General features: G+C 66.9%; 16 protein-coding genes and 1 pseudogene. 10 read left to right on the top strand and 7 right to left on the bottom strand.

Annotated features, from left to right (window positions below):
• Positions 1-1155 (bottom strand): type III secretion system cytoplasmic ring protein SctQ, encoded by a 1155-nt coding sequence (gene sctQ, locus MRS60_RS22300; protein WP_243566701.1) that lies wholly within the window; start codon positions 1153-1155, stop codon positions 1-3.
• Between the two features lie 323 nt (positions 1156-1478).
• Complete coding sequence (locus MRS60_RS22295) at positions 1479-1877, bottom strand: winged helix-turn-helix domain-containing protein (RefSeq protein ID WP_105391120.1); 399 nt, start codon at positions 1875-1877, stop codon at positions 1479-1481.
• Between the two features lie 423 nt (positions 1878-2300).
• Between MRS60_RS22295 and MRS60_RS22290 the strand changes: the two genes are divergently transcribed.
• Entirely contained in the window at positions 2301-3503 is a 1203-nt protein-coding gene (locus MRS60_RS22290; RefSeq protein WP_105391119.1) for a Fic family protein, read from the top strand.
• Positions 3504-3626: 123 nt separating this feature from the next.
• On the opposite strand, the gene MRS60_RS22285 is transcribed toward MRS60_RS22290, so the two are convergent.
• On the bottom strand, positions 3627-5837 hold the full coding sequence (locus MRS60_RS22285) for a xanthine dehydrogenase family protein molybdopterin-binding subunit (RefSeq protein WP_175747378.1): 2211 nt from the start codon (positions 5835-5837) through the stop codon (positions 3627-3629).
• Between the two features lie 2 nt (positions 5838-5839).
• Entirely contained in the window at positions 5840-6301 is a 462-nt protein-coding gene (locus tag MRS60_RS22280; protein ID WP_034180497.1) for a (2Fe-2S)-binding protein, read from the bottom strand.
• A gap of 181 nt (positions 6302-6482) precedes the next feature.
• Here MRS60_RS22280 and MRS60_RS22275 point away from each other — a divergent pair, with 181 nt between their 5' ends.
• From MRS60_RS22275 to MRS60_RS22260, 4 genes are all read left to right on the top strand, one after another.
• Positions 6483-7406 carry an AraC family transcriptional regulator gene (locus MRS60_RS22275; RefSeq protein ID WP_034180496.1) on the top strand — a complete coding sequence of 308 codons (924 nt, stop codon included), beginning with the start codon at positions 6483-6485 and terminating at the stop codon, positions 7404-7406.
• Between the two features lie 2046 nt (positions 7407-9452).
• The gene (locus MRS60_RS22270; protein WP_034180982.1) at positions 9453-9776 is read left to right on the top strand and encodes a hypothetical protein; all 324 of its coding nucleotides are present in this window, start codon (positions 9453-9455) and stop codon (positions 9774-9776) included.
• 111 nt (positions 9777-9887) lie between these two features.
• Entirely contained in the window at positions 9888-10478 is a 591-nt protein-coding gene (locus MRS60_RS22265; RefSeq protein ID WP_034180495.1) for a hypothetical protein, read from the top strand.
• A gap of 74 nt (positions 10479-10552) precedes the next feature.
• A complete protein-coding gene (locus MRS60_RS22260; protein WP_034180494.1) occupies positions 10553-10834 on the top strand; it encodes a hypothetical protein in 282 nt (93 codons plus the stop codon).
• On the opposite strand, the gene MRS60_RS22255 is transcribed toward MRS60_RS22260, so the two are convergent.
• The gene (locus MRS60_RS22255; RefSeq protein ID WP_233344627.1) at positions 10831-11133 is read right to left on the bottom strand and encodes a hypothetical protein; all 303 of its coding nucleotides are present in this window, start codon (positions 11131-11133) and stop codon (positions 10831-10833) included. The two genes, MRS60_RS22260 and MRS60_RS22255, sit on opposite strands and share 4 nt — an antisense overlap.
• On the opposite strand from MRS60_RS22255, the gene MRS60_RS22250 reads away from it, so the two are divergent.
• From MRS60_RS22250 to MRS60_RS22235, 4 genes and pseudogenes are all read left to right on the top strand, one after another.
• Entirely contained in the window at positions 11120-12574 is a 1455-nt protein-coding gene (locus MRS60_RS22250) for a chemotaxis protein CheA (protein ID WP_243566866.1), read from the top strand. The genes MRS60_RS22255 and MRS60_RS22250 overlap by 14 nt on opposite strands.
• Positions 12575-12730: 156 nt before the next feature.
• Positions 12731-13315 (top strand): hypothetical protein, encoded by a 585-nt coding sequence (locus MRS60_RS22245; RefSeq protein ID WP_034180492.1) that lies wholly within the window; start codon positions 12731-12733, stop codon positions 13313-13315.
• A 112-nt stretch (positions 13316-13427) separates the two neighbouring features.
• Positions 13428-14849, top strand: a complete 1422-nt coding sequence (locus tag MRS60_RS22240) for a sigma-54 dependent transcriptional regulator (RefSeq protein ID WP_243566700.1) — start codon at positions 13428-13430, stop codon at positions 14847-14849.
• A gap of 130 nt (positions 14850-14979) precedes the next feature.
• Positions 14980-15485, top strand: a pseudogene (locus MRS60_RS22235) (hypothetical protein).
• An 18-nt stretch (positions 15486-15503) separates the two neighbouring features.
• Here the strand turns inward: MRS60_RS22235 and MRS60_RS22225 are convergent.
• Positions 15504-15995 (bottom strand): hypothetical protein, encoded by a 492-nt coding sequence (locus MRS60_RS22225; RefSeq protein ID WP_105393902.1) that lies wholly within the window; start codon positions 15993-15995, stop codon positions 15504-15506.
• 369 nt (positions 15996-16364) lie between these two features.
• On the opposite strand from MRS60_RS22225, the gene MRS60_RS22220 reads away from it, so the two are divergent.
• Positions 16365-17042: a response regulator transcription factor gene (locus tag MRS60_RS22220; protein WP_034180981.1), complete on the top strand. Its 678-nt coding sequence runs from the start codon at positions 16365-16367 to the stop codon at positions 17040-17042.
• Between the two features lie 36 nt (positions 17043-17078).
• Here MRS60_RS22220 and MRS60_RS22215 read toward each other — a convergent pair whose 3' ends face one another.
• Positions 17079-18632, bottom strand: coding sequence for a methyl-accepting chemotaxis protein (locus MRS60_RS22215; RefSeq protein ID WP_217587813.1), 1554 nt, complete (start codon positions 18630-18632; stop codon positions 17079-17081).
• Positions 18633-18879 lie beyond the last annotated feature (247 nt).

The following is an 18879-nucleotide window of genomic DNA, read 5'->3' as shown; positions in this document are numbered from 1 at the left end:
TCAGCGCTCGCGCGGCGCGGGTTGCGTCAGCGTGACGACCCGCACGCCGAGTTTCTGGCCGACTGCAATCAGATGGCCGGTGCCGATCAGCATCCCGTTCGCGACCAGATGGATCACGCTCTGGTTGATGCCTTGCTGCAGTTCGATCACGGCGCCCGGCTGCAGCGCGCTCAACTCGCCGAGCGGCATCGACGTGGGCGGCAGTTCGAAGCGCAGGTCGACCGCGAGGCCGTCGAGCGTGCGCGGCGCATCGGCGGGCGGCGCGTCGTGCGCCGTCGCGGGCGCGGTGTCGGTGCGGGTCGGTTCCAAAGGCATCTCCCTGATTCGTTCGACGGTCAGCCGGTTGCCCGACGGCCGTCCGGTGATCTCCCACGCCGGCGCGGCAGGCAGCCGCGCGACGCACAGCAGGTTCTGCTCGTGCGCCTGCCAGCGCTCGATCGCGATGATGTCGCCGCCGACGACGTCGGCCAGTTCGGCTATCGTCAGCTCGGTGCGGCCGATCTCGAACACGAGCGGCACGGGCAGGTTCGCGTAGGCCGCGCGCGTGCCGGCGAGCGCGGCCGGCGCGGCCGCGAAGAACACGGCCAGCGCATCGGGCGCGTCGAACAGCAGTGCGCCGTGGCAGCGCCATGCGCCGTCGGCGCGCCGCAGTTCGAAGCGCAGCGCGGCCGGCGATGCACGCCACGCGGGCGCGCTCGCGGGCGGCGGCAGCAGTTCCACGCGCTGCCGCGTCGCGGCCTGCAGCACGGCCGTGAGCGGCGCGCACAGGTCGGCGAGCAGCGCCGCGCGGATCACGGCCGGCACGGCCGGGTCGGCCGCGTCGCCGAGCCATTCCGTTTCCGCGACCGGATCGATCCATAGCGTGCCGGTGGCCGGGCCGACGACGAAGCGATATGCGTGCGCATCGGCGGCCGGCTCGGCCTCGATGCGCCAGCGCAGCTCGTACGCATGCTCGCCGAGCGTGACCGGAACGGCGCCGGTCGCGCAGTACGCGTGCGACAGCCCGCGCGCGGCGGCGGCGGACAGGCGCGGCAGGTAGGGCGACGCGTCGAGCGCGACCGCTGCCGGAGCAGCGGCGGGCGGCACGGAAGCGGCGGGCATGGCCCGGTTCGCGGCGTCGCCGGCGTCGGCATTCGTCAGGAACTGCGCAGGCACGGCGGGATCGGGGCGGATTCGGCGTCGGTTCGACGGGTTGTTATGGGGCCGGTGGCGCGGACGGGCACGCGGCTGCTGCGTCGATTGTAGGGACGGCCATGGCCGCGTGCCGCGCCGGAATCCGTAGTCGCGTGCATCGCGCGGCGACGGCGAGCGCGGGGCGCTACGAAGCGTGACGCCGCGTGATGGAATGCCGCGCAGCGCGATGCGCGGCGGCGTGTGGCCGCATCCGGCTGGCGGGACGCGAAGCGCTGCGAACCTGCACAGCGCGGTGGGGGGAGTGCTGCTGGCGCGCCGCGAGCGGGCGGCGCGCGGGTGAATCGTCAGGCGTAGTCGGCGGCCATCACGGCCGGCGGCGCGGCACGCAGGATCGGCGCCGCTTCGTGGCGCTCGACGTGCGTCATGGCCGCACCGAACAGCACGAGGCGATAGCCGACCGCATAGATCGGGATGATCCGCAGGTTCTTGTCGTGTTCGAGCTGCAGTTTCGAGCGGATCCGCGAGATATGGGTATCGAGCGTGCGCGACGACACGGCGAGTTCCCGGCCCCATACGGCTTCCTGGATTGCCTGCCGCGGCACGACCTTGTTCATGTTGTCGAGCAGGAATTCGACGACGTCGAATTCGCGCGGCGTAACGTCAACGACCTTGTTGTCGATTTCGATCGTGCGGCGCACGAAGTTGATTTTTATGTTGTCGATGTACAGGTATTTGCAATCCATGGTGGCCCTCGCATGTCCATAAAGGAGTGTTTGCGGGTCATGTACTGCAACTTCCGGGCCAGGGGGGGGAAGGTCAGGCGCCGACGGGGGAGCGCGCCGGGGCAGGCGGCGTGAAGCCTTGAATTCAAAAGAATTTTTAACGCGGCGTGCGGGGCGGGTGCGGAAGGGGGCGGAGCAATTTTGAAGAATTGTTACGTAGCATCGAGGGGCGACGTTACGGGCGTTACGTCTGACGTAACGTGTGGGGGAGGCGGGAAATGGCTGGTAACGCGCTCACCGTCTGGATAAGGGGCGGGCAAGACAAACTCTACATGGAACCCTACATGGAACCCTACACTGATCGAGTGAAAGTCTATATAAATCAGTATGATAAGTGGCTATAATTGCCGACATCAAACCCTACATGGAACCCGACAGCGAAGTATGACGACCGTCGCTACCTTCGAACCGTTGTTTCCCGAGGATCGCGTACTCGATCCGCTGCTTGAGCAGGCCGCCGAGCTCATCGACTCTTCGCAGCGGTTGCTGGCCGTACGCGATACTCCGCTGGCCAGCGCGCTCGTGCCGCAGTTGCGCGCCATGAATTCGTACTACACGAACAAGATCGAAGGCCAGCATACGACGCCCGCAAAGATCGAGGCTGCGCTGCATCGGGATTATTCAACCGATATCGTCGAGCGCAAGAAGCAACGCTTCGCGGTCGCGCATATCGCAACGGAAGCGGCGCTTGAGAAAGAGTGGCATGCGCTTCCGGTTGCCGCGCTATTCGAACCGGCACGAATTTCGGCCATTCACGATCGCTTCTTTTCCGGCTTGCCCGACGATGAGCGACTCACCGGTGAGGGGGATGTCATCGTCCCAGGCGAATTTCGTCGGTTGGATGTAACGGTTGGGCGTCATCTGGCACCGGAGCCGGAGATGATCGACCCGTTGCTTCAGGCCTGGGCCGCACGTTATGCCCGCATTCGCGCCAAGGAATATCAACTGATCGGTATCGCCTGTTCGCATCATCGTCTGACCTGGGTGCACCCGTTCATGGACGGTAACGGCCGGGTGGCACGTCTGCATTCGCATCTCGGATTACGCGCTGCCGATCTGACCCACGGTCTCTGGTCGCCGCTTCGAGGGCTGGCGCGAGAGCATGAGCAGTATTACGCCCGGCTGAGCGAGGCCGACCAGACACGGCGTAACGATCTGGACGGTCGGGGCAATCTATCCCAGGAAGGGCTGGTCAAGTTCGCGCGGTTCTTTCTCGACTGCTGCCAGGACCAGGTCGGTTTCATGGTGCATATGACGGAGTTCGACGGGGTGACGGGGCGTTTGCTGGATTTGCTGCGATACCTGGAAGCCAATCCGTGGACCATCCGTTCGGAAAAATCGGTCATCAAACCGGAAGCCGCGGCACTGGCCATGGAGTTTGTGGCACTGCGCCGAACGGTAACGCGGGCGGAATTTGCCCAGATGCTGGGCGTGAGCGACGTACTGGCGCGCCGAATCGTTCGGTCGCTGCTGGATTGCGGGCTGCTGACTTCGCCTTCGCATCGAGGCGAGCTTTCCTTTGGATTGCCGCTGAGTGGCCTCCGGTTTCTCTTTCCGAGGCTTTGGCCAGAGGTCGAGCAGGAGTGAGCGCGGCTGGCGGGGCGTGCCATGAGGCCTCTGCTCGAATGAGCATAAGGTCTTCGGCGACGCGTTGAAAAGCGCTGGCCGCAGGGCAACTTTCGCCCCGCGGCCAGCGTCGTCACCCCCCCATCAAGCCTTCGCGCTATCCGCCGAATCGAACGGCAGCACGTAATGCCGCTTGCCCGTCGCCGCGAAGATCGCGTTCGCGACCGCCGGCCCGATCGGCGCGACGCCCGGCTCGCCGACCCCGGTCGGCGCTTCGGCCGACGGCACGATATACACCTCGACCTTCGGCATCTCGGCCATCCGCAGCACGTTGTAGCCGTCGAAGTTGCGCTGTTCGACCTGGCCGTCCTTCAGCGTGATCGCGCTGTGCAGCGCCGCACCGAGCCCGAAGCCGATGCCGCCTTCCATCTGCGCGGCGACGATGTCGGGATTGATCGCGATCCCGCAATCCACCGCGCACACCACGCGCTCGACCTTCACCTTGCCGTCCGCGTCGACCGACACCTCGGCCACCTGCGCGACATAGCTCTTGAACGCCTCGGCGACCGCGATCCCGCGCCCGCGGCCTTTCGGCAGCGGCTTGGCCGGATCCCAGCCGGCCTTCTGCGCGGCCAGCTCCAGCACCGCGCGCATGCGCGGCTCCTTCGCGAGCAGGTCGCGGCGGAACGCGTACGGATCCTTGCCGGCCGTGTGCGCGGCTTCGTCGATGAACGCCTCGACCGCGTAGGCCGTGTGCGAGCTGCCGACCACGCGCCACCACAGCACGGGCACGCCCGTCTTCGCGGTGGTGAGCTCGACCGACACGTTCGGCACTGCGTACGGCAGGTTCGCCGCGCCCTCGACCGACGTCGCGTCGATGCCGTTCTTGACCATGAACGCCTCGAACGGCGTGCCGGCGAGGATCGACTGGCCGACGATCCGGTGGCGCCAGCCGACCAGCTTGCCGTCCGCGGTCAGGCCCGCGTCGAGCTTGTGGAAGTACATCGGCCGATAGAGGCCGCCCTGGATGTCGTCCTCGCGCGTCCACTGCAGCTTGACGGGCTTGCCGTCCGCGCCGAGCGCCTTCGCGATCGACACGGCCTCGACCACATAGTCCGACCACGCGTTCGCGCGCCGGCCGAAGCTGCCGCCCGCGTACAGCGTGTGGATCTTCACCTGCTCGGGCTTCAGGCCCGCGACCTTGGCGGCGTTCGCCTGGTCGATCGTCTGGAACTGGTCGCCGGCCCAAATTTCGCAGCCGTTGCGCGTCAGCTTGACGACCGCGTCGAGCGGCTCCATCGGCGCGTGCGCGAGATACGGGAATTCGTATGTCGCGCTGAGCTTGCGCGCGGCGCCGGCGATCGCCGCGTCGGCGTCGCCGTCCTTGCGCGCCGACGTGCCCGGCTTCTCCGCGAGCTGCCGGTATTCGCGCATGATCTCGGCCGAGCCGCGCTTTTCGGCGTTGCTTTCGTCCCATTCGACCTTCAGCGCGTCGCGGCCCTGCTTCGCGGCCCAGAAGCCCGTCGCGACGACCGCGACGCCGCGCGGCACCTGCACGACCGACACGACACCCGGCACCGCCTTCGCGGCCGTCGCGTCGAACGACTTGACCGTCGCGCCGAAGCGCGGCGGGCGCTGCAGCAGCGCGACGCGCATGCCGGGGAAGGTCGTGTCGAGCGTGAAATGCGCGGTGCCGTTCGATTTCGCCGATGCATCGACGCGCGGAATCCGCTGGCCGATCAGCTTGAAATCGGCCGGCTGCTTCAGCACGACCTTGTCCGGCACGGGCAGCTTCGATGCGTCGGCGACGAGCGTGCCGTAGGCGGCCGTCTTGCCGCTCTTCGCATGCGTGACGACGCCATTGGCCGTCGTCAGCTCGCCGGCCGGCACCTTCCAGCGGGCCGCGGCGGCCGACACGAGCATCGCGCGGGCCTTGCCGCCCGCTTCGCGCAGCTGCTGCCACGAGTTCGCCATCGCCGAGCTGCCGCCCGTGCCCTGCATCGTGCCGAACGCGAGGTTCGCATAACGCTTCGCGTCGGCCGGTGCGCTTTCGACGCGCACGCTCGACCAGTCGGCGTCGAGTTCCTCGGCGACGATCGTCGCGATGCCCGTATACGCGCCCTGGCCCATTTCGACGTGCTTCGCGATGACCGTGACGGTGCCGTCGGGCGTGATGCGCAGGAACGCGTTCGGCGCGAAATCGGCGGCCGGTGCGGTCGCGGCGAGCGCGCGGCGGCCGAGGCCGGCCCATTCGAAGCCGATGGTCAGGCTGACCGCGGCTGCGGAGCCCGCGGCCTTCAGGAACGTGCGGCGCGACGGACGCACCGAATCGCGGTTGTCGAGTTCGATCGTCATGGTCAGGCTCCCAGCGTCGCGGCCGCGTCGTGGATCGCGGCCCGGATGCGGGCGTAGGTCGCACAGCGGCACAGGTTGCCGTTCATCGCGGCGTCGATGTCCGCGTCGGTCGGTTTCGGGTTCTGTTCGAGCAGTGCGGTGGCCGACATGATCTGGCCGGACTGGCAATAGCCGCATTGCGGAACCTGCTGCTTGACCCACGCGGCCTGGACGGCCTGCGCGGGCTTGCTCTGCAGGCCCTCGATCGTCGTGACGTGCTTGCCGGCGATACCGGCGAGCGGCAGCACGCACGAGCGGACGGCCTGGCCTTCGAGATGCACCGTGCACGCGCCGCACTGCGCCATGCCGCAGCCGAACTTCGTGCCGGTCAGTCCTGCGTGTTCGCGAATCGCCCAGAGGACGGGCATCGACGGATCGGCGTCGAGCGTAACGTTCTTGCCGTTGAGGACAAACGAGGTAGGCATTTTGGTTGTCTCCGTGGGGAAAACCCGGCATGCGCCCGGTTAGCGGGCAGTGTGCGCGAGCAGCCGGTTTTTGCGTCTACCCAATCCTGCAAATTTATTGAACAATCCTGCAAATCCCGGGCACGCCGTGGGCCGTTTCGCTATGCTCCCGCGACATGGGGAAATCAATCGAGGATTCGTCATGGACATGACCGATATCGCGGCGTCGCGCGAATCCGGGCGGCGCGAGCTGGCGTCGCTGATCGGCCGCTTCGCGCCGGCGGACGGCTCGCATTCGACCGCTGTGCCGGGCCTGATGCTGCATCGGCACACGCGTCCGGTCGATCTCGGCTGCGGCGTGTCGCGTGCCGCGCTCGTGATCGCCGCGCAGGGCGCGAAGCGCGTGATCGTGGCCGGCCAGGCCTACGAATACGACACGCAGAATTGCCTGATCACGTCGATCGACTTGCCGATCCTGTCGCGCGTGACGCGCGCGTCGCCGGATGCGCCGTACCTGTGCCTGTCGCTGACGCTCGATCCGCAGCGCATCGTCGAGCTCGCGGCCGAGATGCGGCTGCCCGAGCCCGACGCGGGCCCCGAAGGCGAAGGCATCGCACTCGCCGAACTGACGCCGCCGCTGCTCGACGCCGCGCTGCGGCTGTTGCGATTGCTCGATACGCCGGCCGACATTCCGGTCGTCGCGCCGCTGATCGAAAAGGAACTGCTGTACCGGCTGATGACGAGCGGGCAGGGCACGCGGCTGCGGCATATGGCGATCGCGGGCAGCCAGACGCACCGGATCGCGCGTGCGATCGAATGGATCCGCGATCACTACGCGGAGCCGATGCGCGTCGAGACGCTCGCGCAGGCGGTCAACATGAGCGTGTCGTCGCTGCACCACCATTTCAAGCACGTGACGACGCTGAGCCCGCTGCAGTACCAGAAGCAGTTGCGGCTGCACGAGGCGCGGCGGCTGTTGCTGCGGCAGGGCGGCGACGTCGGGTCGGTGGCTGCCGTGGTCGGCTACGAGAGCGCGTCGCAGTTCAGCCGCGAATACAGCCGGCTGTTCGGCGCGCCGCCGATGCGCGACGTCGTGCACCTGCGGAAGAAGGAACTGCTCGGCTGACGCGGCGGCGGCCGGCCCGAACGCGCGGCCGGTGCGTCGCCGGGCCGTGGCGCCGGTCGTCGCTTGGCGACCAGCGGCTATTCCGAGACGACCGCGCCTGCAGGACGTCGCTGCCGAAGCGCAGCGTGCCGCGTTCGACGTTGCGCGTGACGCGAGCGCCGCTCGATCGGTGGTGATCTTCATCGCCTTTTCCCCCGACACGTCGTTAGACGAGCGGCCGCCATCCGCAATCCGTTTGCCGTGGCGTGCCGCTCGGTGAGAACCGGAAATCAGGCAATCGGCACGCCGTAAACGACGCAAACCCGCGGTGCGCGGGCGAGGGCGTGAAATTGCCGCGCGATATGCGCGCTTTTGTTTCACGAGTGAATGATGGGGACAGGAAAATACCTCGGGCGATGGCCGGATCGGTGTGGTTCGATACGAATAAAATTTCGGTAAATCAGGCGTTTGTGGGATTTTTTGACGCGAAATCGCGCGTTGAATCGGTGTGTTTCAACGATGAGAAAAGCGTGGGTGGCTGCTTGAAAAATGTTTCTTCGATGTATTGCCCGTCGGGTGGATCAAGGTGTGAAGGGGGTGAATGAAAATGAAAAACTGCTGAGCCGGCTTCGGCCTGGATTGCGCGTTTGCATTTGTTTTAGTTATTACGCCGGGAATGGTCTGGATGACAAAATCATGTCACGTGATCGCGTCGGCATTTTCAAAGTTGAATCAAAATCATTTCGCCGGTCGGGACGAATGCGTGTCGCAGGCACATCGGAGGCGGCCGCGCGGGCTTGCAGAACGGGGCTCCGCACGCTTCGATTCCCGTTCGTCCGGGCATTGGAGGCCGGTCGAACGTGTCGCGACGCACGGTTCGCAAGCGAAAAAAACGGATGCAGCGGGCGATGCGTGACAGCGCGCTTCTCAAGTTTGAAACACTCGTTCTCCTGGCCGTCCGGCGAGGGCCGGCGCGCCGGATTCGTCCGTCAAATCGTGGCATTGCTTCGCGATGCGCAACGATCGGCGCGTGTGCCCGACCGTTGTCGCGATACATTCCTGAAACAAAAAGTTACGTTCCCGGCGATTCGAGCCGGCGCGGCGGCCGTTCGGCGCGCGCAATGAGCGGTGGAATAACGCGTGGCACGCTGCTTGCGCTACTAGACGCACCGGCGAGCGGTCGACACGATGCAACAACGATGTGGGGGCGGCCAACTCGTCAATAAGCCAGTCGGGGAAACGGCGATGAAGACTATAAGCAGTGGCTTGATCGGCGCGTTCTTTGCGCACCAAAGGGGTAGTCGGAAAGTTCGGGGTATCGCTTGCGACGCAGTGCCAGCGTCGCGGGTCGCGCCTTGCCGATTTCCCGCCCTCCGCACGCTCCGCGTGCTGGAGCGGTTGTCGCTCCGTGCGGCAACCTGGCGACAGCGGTGCTCGCCATCATTCAGTTCACCCGGATGGGTCAGCCTGTTCGTGCCGGACAGCGTGACGCCGATTCGTCTTCAACCGTGCAAGGCAGTTTCGATCGCGCCGGGTCAATACCGGTGCCGGCCGGATTAGATCGAACGCCTGTCGGCCGGATTATCCGGAAACCTTTCGTCGCTCCCTCAGGGAGCAGACATGCCGTCTGGCTGCAATGCAGGCCATTTTTCGCTCGGCTAAAGAGCGCATTTTGAGCGGCGCTGCATTTTGCGGTGGTAAATGTATTCGCGCATTTTCGATTCCGGAAACGGGTGCCGGTGCCGGCATTTGTTTCAGACGGGGTGTCGAAAATCGCGGGCCGGCAATGTGTGTTCGTCATTCCGGTTAATCGAATTGGCGTGTTTTCGTGAAATATTCAATATTCGTAAAAATAATGGAAAGCACGCGATCATAAGTTTTGGACAACTTAAAAAACACAAAACTAAACTTAACCTGGACAAAAAATCCAAAAGACCTGGATTTCAAAGAAAACAGGAATCTCGTAATTTGATAGTGATCCTTATTTTTTAGGATTGCTCAAGTCAGGAAGATTGATGGCGTGCAATCTTCCCGGCTCATTTCGTCCACGCCGTTATGGAGTCGACCATGAAGAAGCTTCTCATTGCAGCAGCAGTTCTGGCCGTTTCGGGTGCAGCGTTCGCAGCCAGCGGCACGGTGTCGAGCAGCAACTCGACGAGCGGCGGTTCGACGATGGCCGGTGTTGCCGGGTTCGGTCATTTCACCGCGACCGATTCCGGCGCGGCACTCGGCGCAGCCGCTGCGGTTGCCGGCGGCCCGGGCAGCGGTTCGATCTCGTACACCAACCACACGCAATCGTCGTCGGTCAGCGGCTTCGGCTTCGGCGGCGCACAGGCTGGTGGCACGAGCGGCGCGAATGCCGGTTCGATCGGCTGGACGATTCACCACTAAGCCGCGGCGCGTAGCGTTCGTCATTGGCTGGCGGTACGGATGCCGGGTTTCGCTGTATGCGGGCAGGCCCGGCTCCGCCACCGCCGAACTTCCTCACAGCAAGGGATTGCTATGAAAGCCAACGTCATATTAGCGACAGCGCTCACCGTCATCTCGTCGGCTGCATTGGCCGCCGGTTCGTTCACCACCAACCAGACGCAATCCGTTGCAGCGGGTGTTTCCGGTTCGGTGCTGGTCGGGTCCGGCAGCTATACCAGCAATTCGACTTCGACGGCGGGCGCGAATGCAGGAAGTACCGTGACACCCGCCGGTTCCGCCGGCACGGCATCCGCCTTCCACAACTCGACCTCGACGGCCAGCGGTTCGGGCACGAACGGGGGCGCGTTCGCGGCAGGCGGCGGTATCGGTGCCGCAGGCTCGTTCGGTGGAAACGGCAGCACGAACGAGAACGCGAATGCGCTGTCGGGAGGGGTGACCGCCACGATCGTACTCGGCGCGAACCACTACACGGCTACGGGTGCGAACGACCAGGGCATTGCCAACGCGGGTGCTGCCGGGTTGACGGGCAGTGGCGGGTCAGGCGCGATCGCGGGTTCGAATCACTACAACTCGTCGACCGTATGGAGTACCGGTCCGGCCGGCTCGCCGTCCGCATCGGGCGGAAGCCAGGGCAGTTCGAGCGCGACCGGAAGCAGTCATTAGTCAGGTGTGGGGGGGACCAGTTTCCCAGCGACGCTGGTCTCTTTTCCCGCATTGTTGTCACGTAAGGAGTTGGCATGAAGCAGAAACTGATTGCCGCCGCTCTGATGCTCGCGTCTCTGACGGCGTATGGCGCTGACCGTGCTGCCGATGGTGTGCAATCGAATATGCAGACGTCAAACAACCCTGACCAGACAATCAAACCGTCAGAACGACAAACGCTTTCGTCGGGCAGTGCCATCGGCGGACCGGGCGCCCAGCAGTGGCAGGGCATGTCGGCCGGCTCGTGGTCCCAGCTGGGCAGTGGCTGGAAGCAGTTCGGGGAAGCAGCAAAGACTGAAGTCATTCAGGGGAATTAGTACGGTTGCCTGGGTGGGAGGTCAAAACCTCGTCCGGAGAGTGAAATGAACAGCAACAGGATCAAGGTGGCATGTGCGGCGATGTTCGCGATGACCACGATCGGTGCCCAGGCACAAACCGCGGATTCGACTTCGAGCGCGCAGTCCTCGACGTCGTCGACGGCGATCAGCCAGGGCGGCGGCTCGAGCATGAACACCAACACCACGAGCTCGCGCGGCGGCAATGCCGCCAGCAGCAGCGGGGTTCGCGGCAGCGGCAATTCGAGCGTGAATGTGAACGTGACGATGCCGTCCAGCACGAGCGGCGGCTCGAACGTGACGCCGCAGAGCGTGAGCTCGCTCCAGGCGCCCGGCTCGCCCGGCACCAACCCGTACAACACCCAGATATCGGAAAACGTCAACTACTCGGGTACGCAGACGATCAAGACGAACCCGTCCATCCAGGCGCCCGGCCTCACGACCACGTTGTCCGACACCTGCATGGGGTCGGTGAGCGTCGGCGTGTCGTTCCCGGGGTTCGGTGCGACGGGCGGCACGACGCTGGTCGACCAGGCCTGTGTCCGTCGTCTCGATGCGCGCGAATTCCGCGCGATGGGCCTGACCGACGTGGCGCTCGCGCTGCTCTGCCAGAGCGACGCGAACCGGCGCGCGGTGGAAGCGACCGGGCACCTGTGCCCGGGCACGACCGCGCCGCTCGCACGTTCGAATGTCGCGCCCAGCGTCGAAGCGACCGTCGCCGACGACGTGAAGTATCACGATCCGATCGTGCGCAACCGCATGGGCCTGCCGCCGCTCGACGCTGCCGCGCCTGCGCCTGCGCCTGCGCCGGCGCAGGCGCAGGCGCAGGCGCAGGCGCGCCCGGTGGCGACGACCGCGGTGCAGGCGGCGCCGATTCCGGTTCCGGTGCCCGTGCCGGCGATCGCCGCGCCGACCGTCGCCAGCAAGGTGCCGGATGCCGCGCAGGCGGCTGCCGCGAAGGCGTCGCAAGCGGCGGCCGTCGTGCCCGCTGCTGTCGCACCGGTTGCCGCGGCAGTACCGGCGGTTGCCGCCGCGCCGGCTGTCGCTGCAGCTGTCGCACCGGCCGCTGCTGCGCCGGCCGCGATGAGTGCGGTGCCCGCCGCGGCCATCGTCGCTGTGCCGGCTGTCGCCGACAAGCTCCCCGAGCCTGCGCCGGCTGTAGCCGACAAGGCCTCCGAGCCTGCGCCGGCTGTCGCCGACAAGGCTCCCGAGCCTGCGCCGGCTGTCGCCGACAAAGCTCCCGAGCTCGCGCCGGCTGTAGCCGACAAGGCCTCCGAGCCCGCGCCGGCCGTCGCCGACAAGGCTCCCGAGCCTGCGCCGGCTGTCGCCGACAAGGCGCCGGAGCCGATGCCGGTCGCGACCGACAACGCAGCGCAAGCCGCTGTCGCGCCGGTTGCCGAACCGACGCCGGCTGCTGCCGTCGTCGCGGCGCCCGCGGCCGATGCGAAGGCCGCCGAGCCGGCGCTGCAAGCAGCTGCCGAAGCGCCCGCGCCGCAAGCTGCGCAGCCTGCCGCTGCCGCACCGGCAGCCGACATGCCGGCCGCCGACGCGAAGGTGCCGGACGCGGTCGAATCCGCGGCCGCACCGGCGCAGCCTGCCGACATGTCGGCGTTGACCGATCCGGCGAAGGCGTTGCCGCCGGCCACGGTCGACCAGCGGGCCGCACCGGCTGCACCGGCCGCGCCGGCGCCGGCGGTCATCTCGACGAGCACGTCGTCGTGAGTACGCGGGTCGGGCAGCCGTGCGACCGGAACGCCGGACGCACGGCTGCCGTTCGGACCCGATGCGCGACGGCCGTTCCCGGTTTGACGGGTGTTGGTCCGATCCCCGAGGTCAACACCTCTTTTTGCGTGACGAGGATGCAAGGAGGCCTCAATCATGAGGATCTTTTTGGTCGCTTTGCTGCTGGTCAGCGTGCAAGCCGCTGCGCAGTCGGTTTTCCAGAATCCGGCGGTCTTCGTCATCCTGAGCGAGCAGACCCTTGCGAACGCCGCGAGCGTCCAGCAGGCACTGACGACGCTAGGCCGACCCGACAACACGGCATGCGTGCCGATGATGATGGTCGGCGACCCGCAGATGATTTACATGATGCCCGAGGAAGGTCACGCGCCGTCGTGGCGATCGCCGGTGTACGGCCGCGGCGCGCCGTTCGAAGCGCAAAACGGGCCGACGCCGACGGGCAAGACGGTCGGCGCGATGCAGCACGCCGAGGACATGCAGACGCAGCCGTGGAGCGACGGCAGCGCGATCACGCAGAAGATCGCCGGCGAGTCGAGCATGTCGGCGGCTGGCAGGGTGAGCGAGTGGCAGCGCAACGGGCTCGACAGGATCGAGACGGCCCGCGCGACGGACGTGACGGTAAACGGCAAGACCTACCGCGCCTATCGCGACGATCTGAACCGGGCGGCGAAGCCGGTCGTCGAGCCGCAGATCTACATGCAGCGTGTCGTTTTCTGCCGGTAACGAAACATCAATCCGAGGACAGGCCGGCGCCGCGCCGCGGGACTACGAGACCCCGTCACACGCGAACCGGCAACGGCCGTCCCGACATACAACCCAAAGCGGCGAGGCCATCGTGAACCATAGCTGCCAGATCAGGGTGTCAGGCCCGCAGGATGTCGAACGCGAGGCCGGCACGATGCCGTTCCTCGCGATCCGGTGCAACCATGTCGTGCCGTCGCGGCCGCTCGTCTACCTGTCGCAGCGGCACGATGCAGCGCTCGCCGACTGTCTCGCGTTGCGCGGCTGGGACGTGTGGTGCGCTAAAACCGTTGCGGACGCACTGAATCTCGTCAAGGCGAACCGCCCGCACGCGGGCATCGTCGATTTCGCCAGCTTCGCGTCGCCCGACGCCGCGTCGTTCGAGGCGCTGCTGCGCGACCCGCGCGTCGGCTGGGTTGCGCTCGCCGACAGCGAGCGGCTGCGCGACATTTCCATCGCACGCCTGATCCGCCATTGCTGTTTCGACTACGTGCGCAACACGACGGCCTATACGACGATCGGCTATCTCGCCGGCCATGCGTACGGGATGCTGAAGCTTGCGGACGGCGACCCGGCCGCGGAGGCGCCGCCGCCCGACGGCACGATGATCGGTTCGTGCGATGCGATGCGCCGGCTGTTCGCGACGATCCGCAAGGTCGCGAACACGGATACCACCGTGTTCATCGCCGGCGAATCGGGCACCGGCAAGGAACTGACGGCGGCGGCGATCCACCGGCAGTCGGCGCGCGCCGCGGCGCCGTTCGTCGCCGTGAACTGCGCGGCCATTCCGTCGACGCTGCTGCAGGCCGAACTGTTCGGTCACGAGCGCGGCGCGTTCACGGGTGCACACCAGCGCAAGGTCGGCCGCATCGAGGCCGCGCATGGCGGCACGCTGTTTCTCGACGAAATCGGCGACATGCCGTTCGAGAGCCAGGCGAGCCTGCTGCGGTTCCTGCAGGAAGGCAGGATCGAGCGGCTCGGCGGGCACGCGTCGATCCCGGTGGACGTGCGGATCGTGTCGGCGACCCACGTCGATCTCGAGGCCGCGATGCAGGCGGGGCGGTTCCGCGCCGACCTGTACTACCGCCTGTGCGTGCTGCGCATCGACGAGCCGCCGCTGCGCGTGCGCGGCCGCGACATCATGCTGCTCGCCGATGACATGCTGCGACGCTATCGCGGCGACAGTGCGTACCGGATTCGCGGCTTCATGCCGTGCGCGGTCGAGGCGATCCACAACTATCCGTGGCCCGGCAACGTGCGCGAGCTGATCAACCGGATCCGGTTCGCGGTCGTGATGACGAACGGCCCGATGATCTCGGCCGCCGATCTCGAACTGCACCAGTACACGTCGCGGCCGCTGCCGACGCTCGCCGAAGTGCGCCGGCAGGCCGAGCGGCGCGCGATCGAGGAAACGCTGCTGCGCCACCGCCACCAGCATGCGGACGTTGCGGCGGAACTGGGCATTTCGCGCGCGACGCTGTACCGCCTGATGACCGCGCACGGGCTGCACGGCTGACGCGCGGTGGCGCGTGAGCTCAAGACCGTGCGGCGGCGGCCGTTAAAGCATGAAATGGCCCGTCCGGACCGCCGGCGCATCGATGCGCGCGCGGCCGGCACGCGGCGTATCACGCTTATCCGGGGTTATCGTGGCAGAGTGCAGTCACTGCGGCAGGACGTTCCTGGTCGGCGGGCAGTCGATCGACGGCCGCCGCTATTGCAGTCCGGCGTGCGCGCACGCGCATCCGATCGTCGTCGAGGCCGAGCGGGTGCCCGACGCGAAGGTCCGGCAGTACGTCGACGACTGGCGGTATGGGCCGTGCCCGATTTGCCTGCGCGAAGGGCATCCGGTCGACGTCCACGCGTCGCATCGCGTCGTATCGCTGGTGTTCGTCACGCGCTGGGCGACGCGGCGCCACGTGTGCTGCCGCCGCTGCGGCCGCAAGAAGCAGGCGGTCGCGCTGCTTGCATCGGTCACGCTCGGCTGGTGGGGCTGCCGTGGGGCATCGTGCTGACGCCGATCCAGCTCGCGCGCAACGCGCTCGGGCTGGCCGCGCGCGATCCGGAGGTCGCGACGCAGCAGTTCGAGCAGCTCGTGCGGCGCAAGCTGGCGGAGCGCCGGCTGCAGCGCGCGCGGCAGGGCGCCGGCGCCTGAGCGCGCGCCGCCGCCCGGTCAGGCCGGCCGTTCGAAGCCCGACGCGACCCAGCGCTCGGCGCTGGCCTTGCTGAGCTTGAACCCGGCCGATACCTTCGCGTCCGCCAGCAGCTCGCCGTACGGATCGAACGCCTTGAGTTGCGCGTACGGCTCGAACTCGTCCGGCACGATGTCGAGCGTCACCGATACATCCTGCCCGGCTTCGTCCTGGACCGACACTTCCTTGTGCAGCATCGCGCGCCGTTGCTGCTCGTGCCGCATCAGCACCTCGGTCGCGGTCTTCACGAGCGTGCGGAACGCGTTCGCGTCCATCGGCTTCGGATTCTTCTTGTCGCGGCCCATGGTCCACGGCCCGACGAGCGCGGGTTCGGACTCGCCGTCCTTGATCATTTCGACGGCCCAGCCGTCGTCGTCTTCGTTCTTGATGATGCGGGCGGTCCAGCCGTTGTCGCGCCAGAGGCCGTCTTCGTGGATGGAGGTGTCGTCGGATTGCAGGTCGGATTCGGTCATGGGGAAAGCTGGGAGTACGGGCAGCCGGAGTACGGGCAGCGGGCAAAAGGGCCGTGGCGCGCGGCCGTCATCGGCGCGTCGCTCGCCGCCGGGTGCCCGGAGTGGCATGCAAACGCCGCAATTTTACCTGCTGGCCGGCCGCAAGGGCTCAATGCCGGCCGTCTGGCCGATGCCGGGCGCCTGAATCGACGCAAATATCAAACTCGTATTACGTCTCCGGCGGCCAATCCCGATGCCGTCCGATATCCCGCCCGCGCGCAGCTTCATAGAATCGATCTTCGGGATAAAAATATCCCGGACATCCTTTCAACGCCAAACCGGCCGCGCGCGTTCCGCGCCGCGCGGCCGGTGAACCACCTGGAACTGCGCATGAGGAAATTCAATGTTCGCATCGTTTTCGCGTACGACTGGCCGTTGACGCTGGCCGGCATCGAGCAGATCGCCGGCAGCGCCTGCGCCATCGAGCTCGTCGCGGTCTACCGGAGTGCGGCCGAGCTGGTCGCGTCGCTCGGCGGCGTCGACTGCGACCTCGTGCTGGTCGATTATTCGATCCGCGGCGACGAGCAGATGGACGGCCTAGCGCTGTTCGACTGGCTGCGGCGCACGCGCCCGAACGCCGGAATCGTCGCGCTGGTCGGCAACGAGAACCCGCTGATTTTCCGGTCGATCCTCGCGATCGGCGGCGTGAGCATCGTCAGCAAGTTCGACGAAATCGGCCATATCGTCACGGCGATCCATTCGAGCTACAGCGGCGGGCGCTACCTGTCGCCGTGCGTCAGGCGCGCGGTCGATGCGATCGGCGAGCGCGGCGAGGCGCCAGTGAAGCTGTCGGCGCGTGAGATCGAGGTGATTCGCCTGTATCTGTCGGGCGTGTCGATCAAGACGATCGCGCAGCGCCTGAGCAAGGGCAAGCAGACGGTCAGCGCGCAGAAGATCAGCGCGATGAAGAAGCTCGGCGCGAACAACGACGTCGAGCTGATCCAGCGGGCGGCGGGGCTGGGGCTCGGCATCGGTGCAGCGGTGCCGCGGGCCGGCGACGCGGCGTGAGCACGGGTGTGTGCGTGCGGGGGCGTGTCGGCGCCGTCAGGCCGGCAACGCGAACCGCGTAACGGCGTCGCGCAGCGCTTCGGCCTGATCGCGCAGCGAATGCGCGGCCGCCGCCGCCTGTTCGACGAGCGCCGCGTTCTGCTGCGTGACCTGGTCCATTTCGCCCACCGCGCGATTGACCTGCTCGATCCCGGCGCTTTGCTCGCGCGACGCATGGCTGATTTCGTCGAGGATCTCGTTCACGCGCCGCACCGACTGCACGAGCTCGGCCATCGTCTCGCCGGCGTGCGTGACGAGCGTCGCGCCGTGCTCGACGGTCTCGTTCGACGACACGATCAGCGACTTGATCTCCTTGGCGGCCGTCGCCGAGCGTTGCGCGAGCGAGCGCACTTCGGCCGCGACCACCGCGAAGCCGCGGCCCTGTTCGCCCGCGCGCGCGGCTTCGACGGCCGCGTTCAGCGCGAGGATGTTGGTCTGGAACGCGATCCCGTCGATCACGCCGATGATGTCGCCGATCTTGTGCGAGCGGCCGGTGATCTCGTTCATCGTGCGCACGACGTCGTCGACCACCGCGCTGCCGCGCGTCGCGACCTGCGCGGCCTGGCCGGCGAGCGATGCGGCCTGCGCGGCGCTGTCCGCGTTCTGCTTCACGTTCGCGGTCATCTGGTCCATGCTCGATGCGGTCTGCACGAGCGCGGCCGCCTGTTCCTCGGTGCGCTGCGACAGGTCGGTGTTGCCGGACGCGATCTCGCTTGCGCCGACGTTGATGTTCTCGGTGCCCATCCGCACGCGCGACACCATGTCGATCAGCCCGCCCTGCATCGTGTGCAGCGCATGCAGCAGGCTGCCGCGATCGTCCTGCTTCACGGCGACGCGCGCGGTCAGGTCGCCCTGCGCGATGCGCTGCGCGGCGTCGAGCGCGACTTCGAGTTCGCCGCCGAGGCTCGCGCGCACGCTTTTCAGCACCAGCACCATCACGGCGGTCGCGATCGCGCCGAGCACGGCCGTCATCGCGAGCCAGCGGCCGACGCTTGCGAGCACGGCCGAGTGCACGTCGTTCATGTACATGCCCGTCACCAGATACCAGTCCCACGGCGCGAAGCGCTGCACGGCGCTGGTTTTCTCCTGCGGCTTGTCGGCGCCCGGCTTCGGCCACAGATACTCGACGAAGCCCTTGCCGCCCTCCAGGTTGCCGGCCTTCACGATCTCGACGAACAGGTGCTTGCCGTTCGGATCGGTGAAGTTCGACATGTCCTTGCCGTTGAGCTCGGCCTTGATCGGATGCATCACGATCGCGGGCTTCGAGTCGTTGATTGAGATATAGCCGTCGGCGCCGTAGCGCATCGCGGCGATCGCCTCGAGCGCCTTCTGCTTCGCGTCGGCCTCCGGCATCGCGTTCTGCTGCGACAGCTTGTAGTAGTGGTCGGTCACGCTCGCGGCCTGCGCGACCAGCGACGCGAGCTGGTCGCGGCGGTCCGCGATCATCGATGCGCGCGTCTGCCACGCGCCGAGCCCGGCGATCACGAGCAGGCCGAGCCACAGGATGACGATCATCGAGGCGAGTTTCTGATTCAGGGAAAGGTTGCGCATGGTATCGGGTCGGTCAGTCGAGGATGCTCGCCGGAAAGGCGTGACGGGATAAGTGTCTTGACGGCAGGCGACGCGCGTCGCCGTAGGCGGGAAATCCCTTAGAAAGGGTGCGACCGCTCATGCCTTCGACGTCGGCACGGGCATCTATGCATATGCATAACGGGCATCGCTATACTGTCGGAGCGATTGCGCGCGCCGGGCGCCCGCACGCCTGGGCGGGCGGCGGCGCGGCGCGGAATGAAACCGA

The sequence above is a fragment of the Burkholderia pyrrocinia genome (assembly GCF_022809715.1).
Lineage (GTDB): Bacteria > Pseudomonadota > Gammaproteobacteria > Burkholderiales > Burkholderiaceae > Burkholderia > Burkholderia pyrrocinia_C.
The sequence above is the reverse complement of the archived record's forward strand: the minus strand, read 5'-3'. Positions and strand labels throughout refer to the sequence as shown.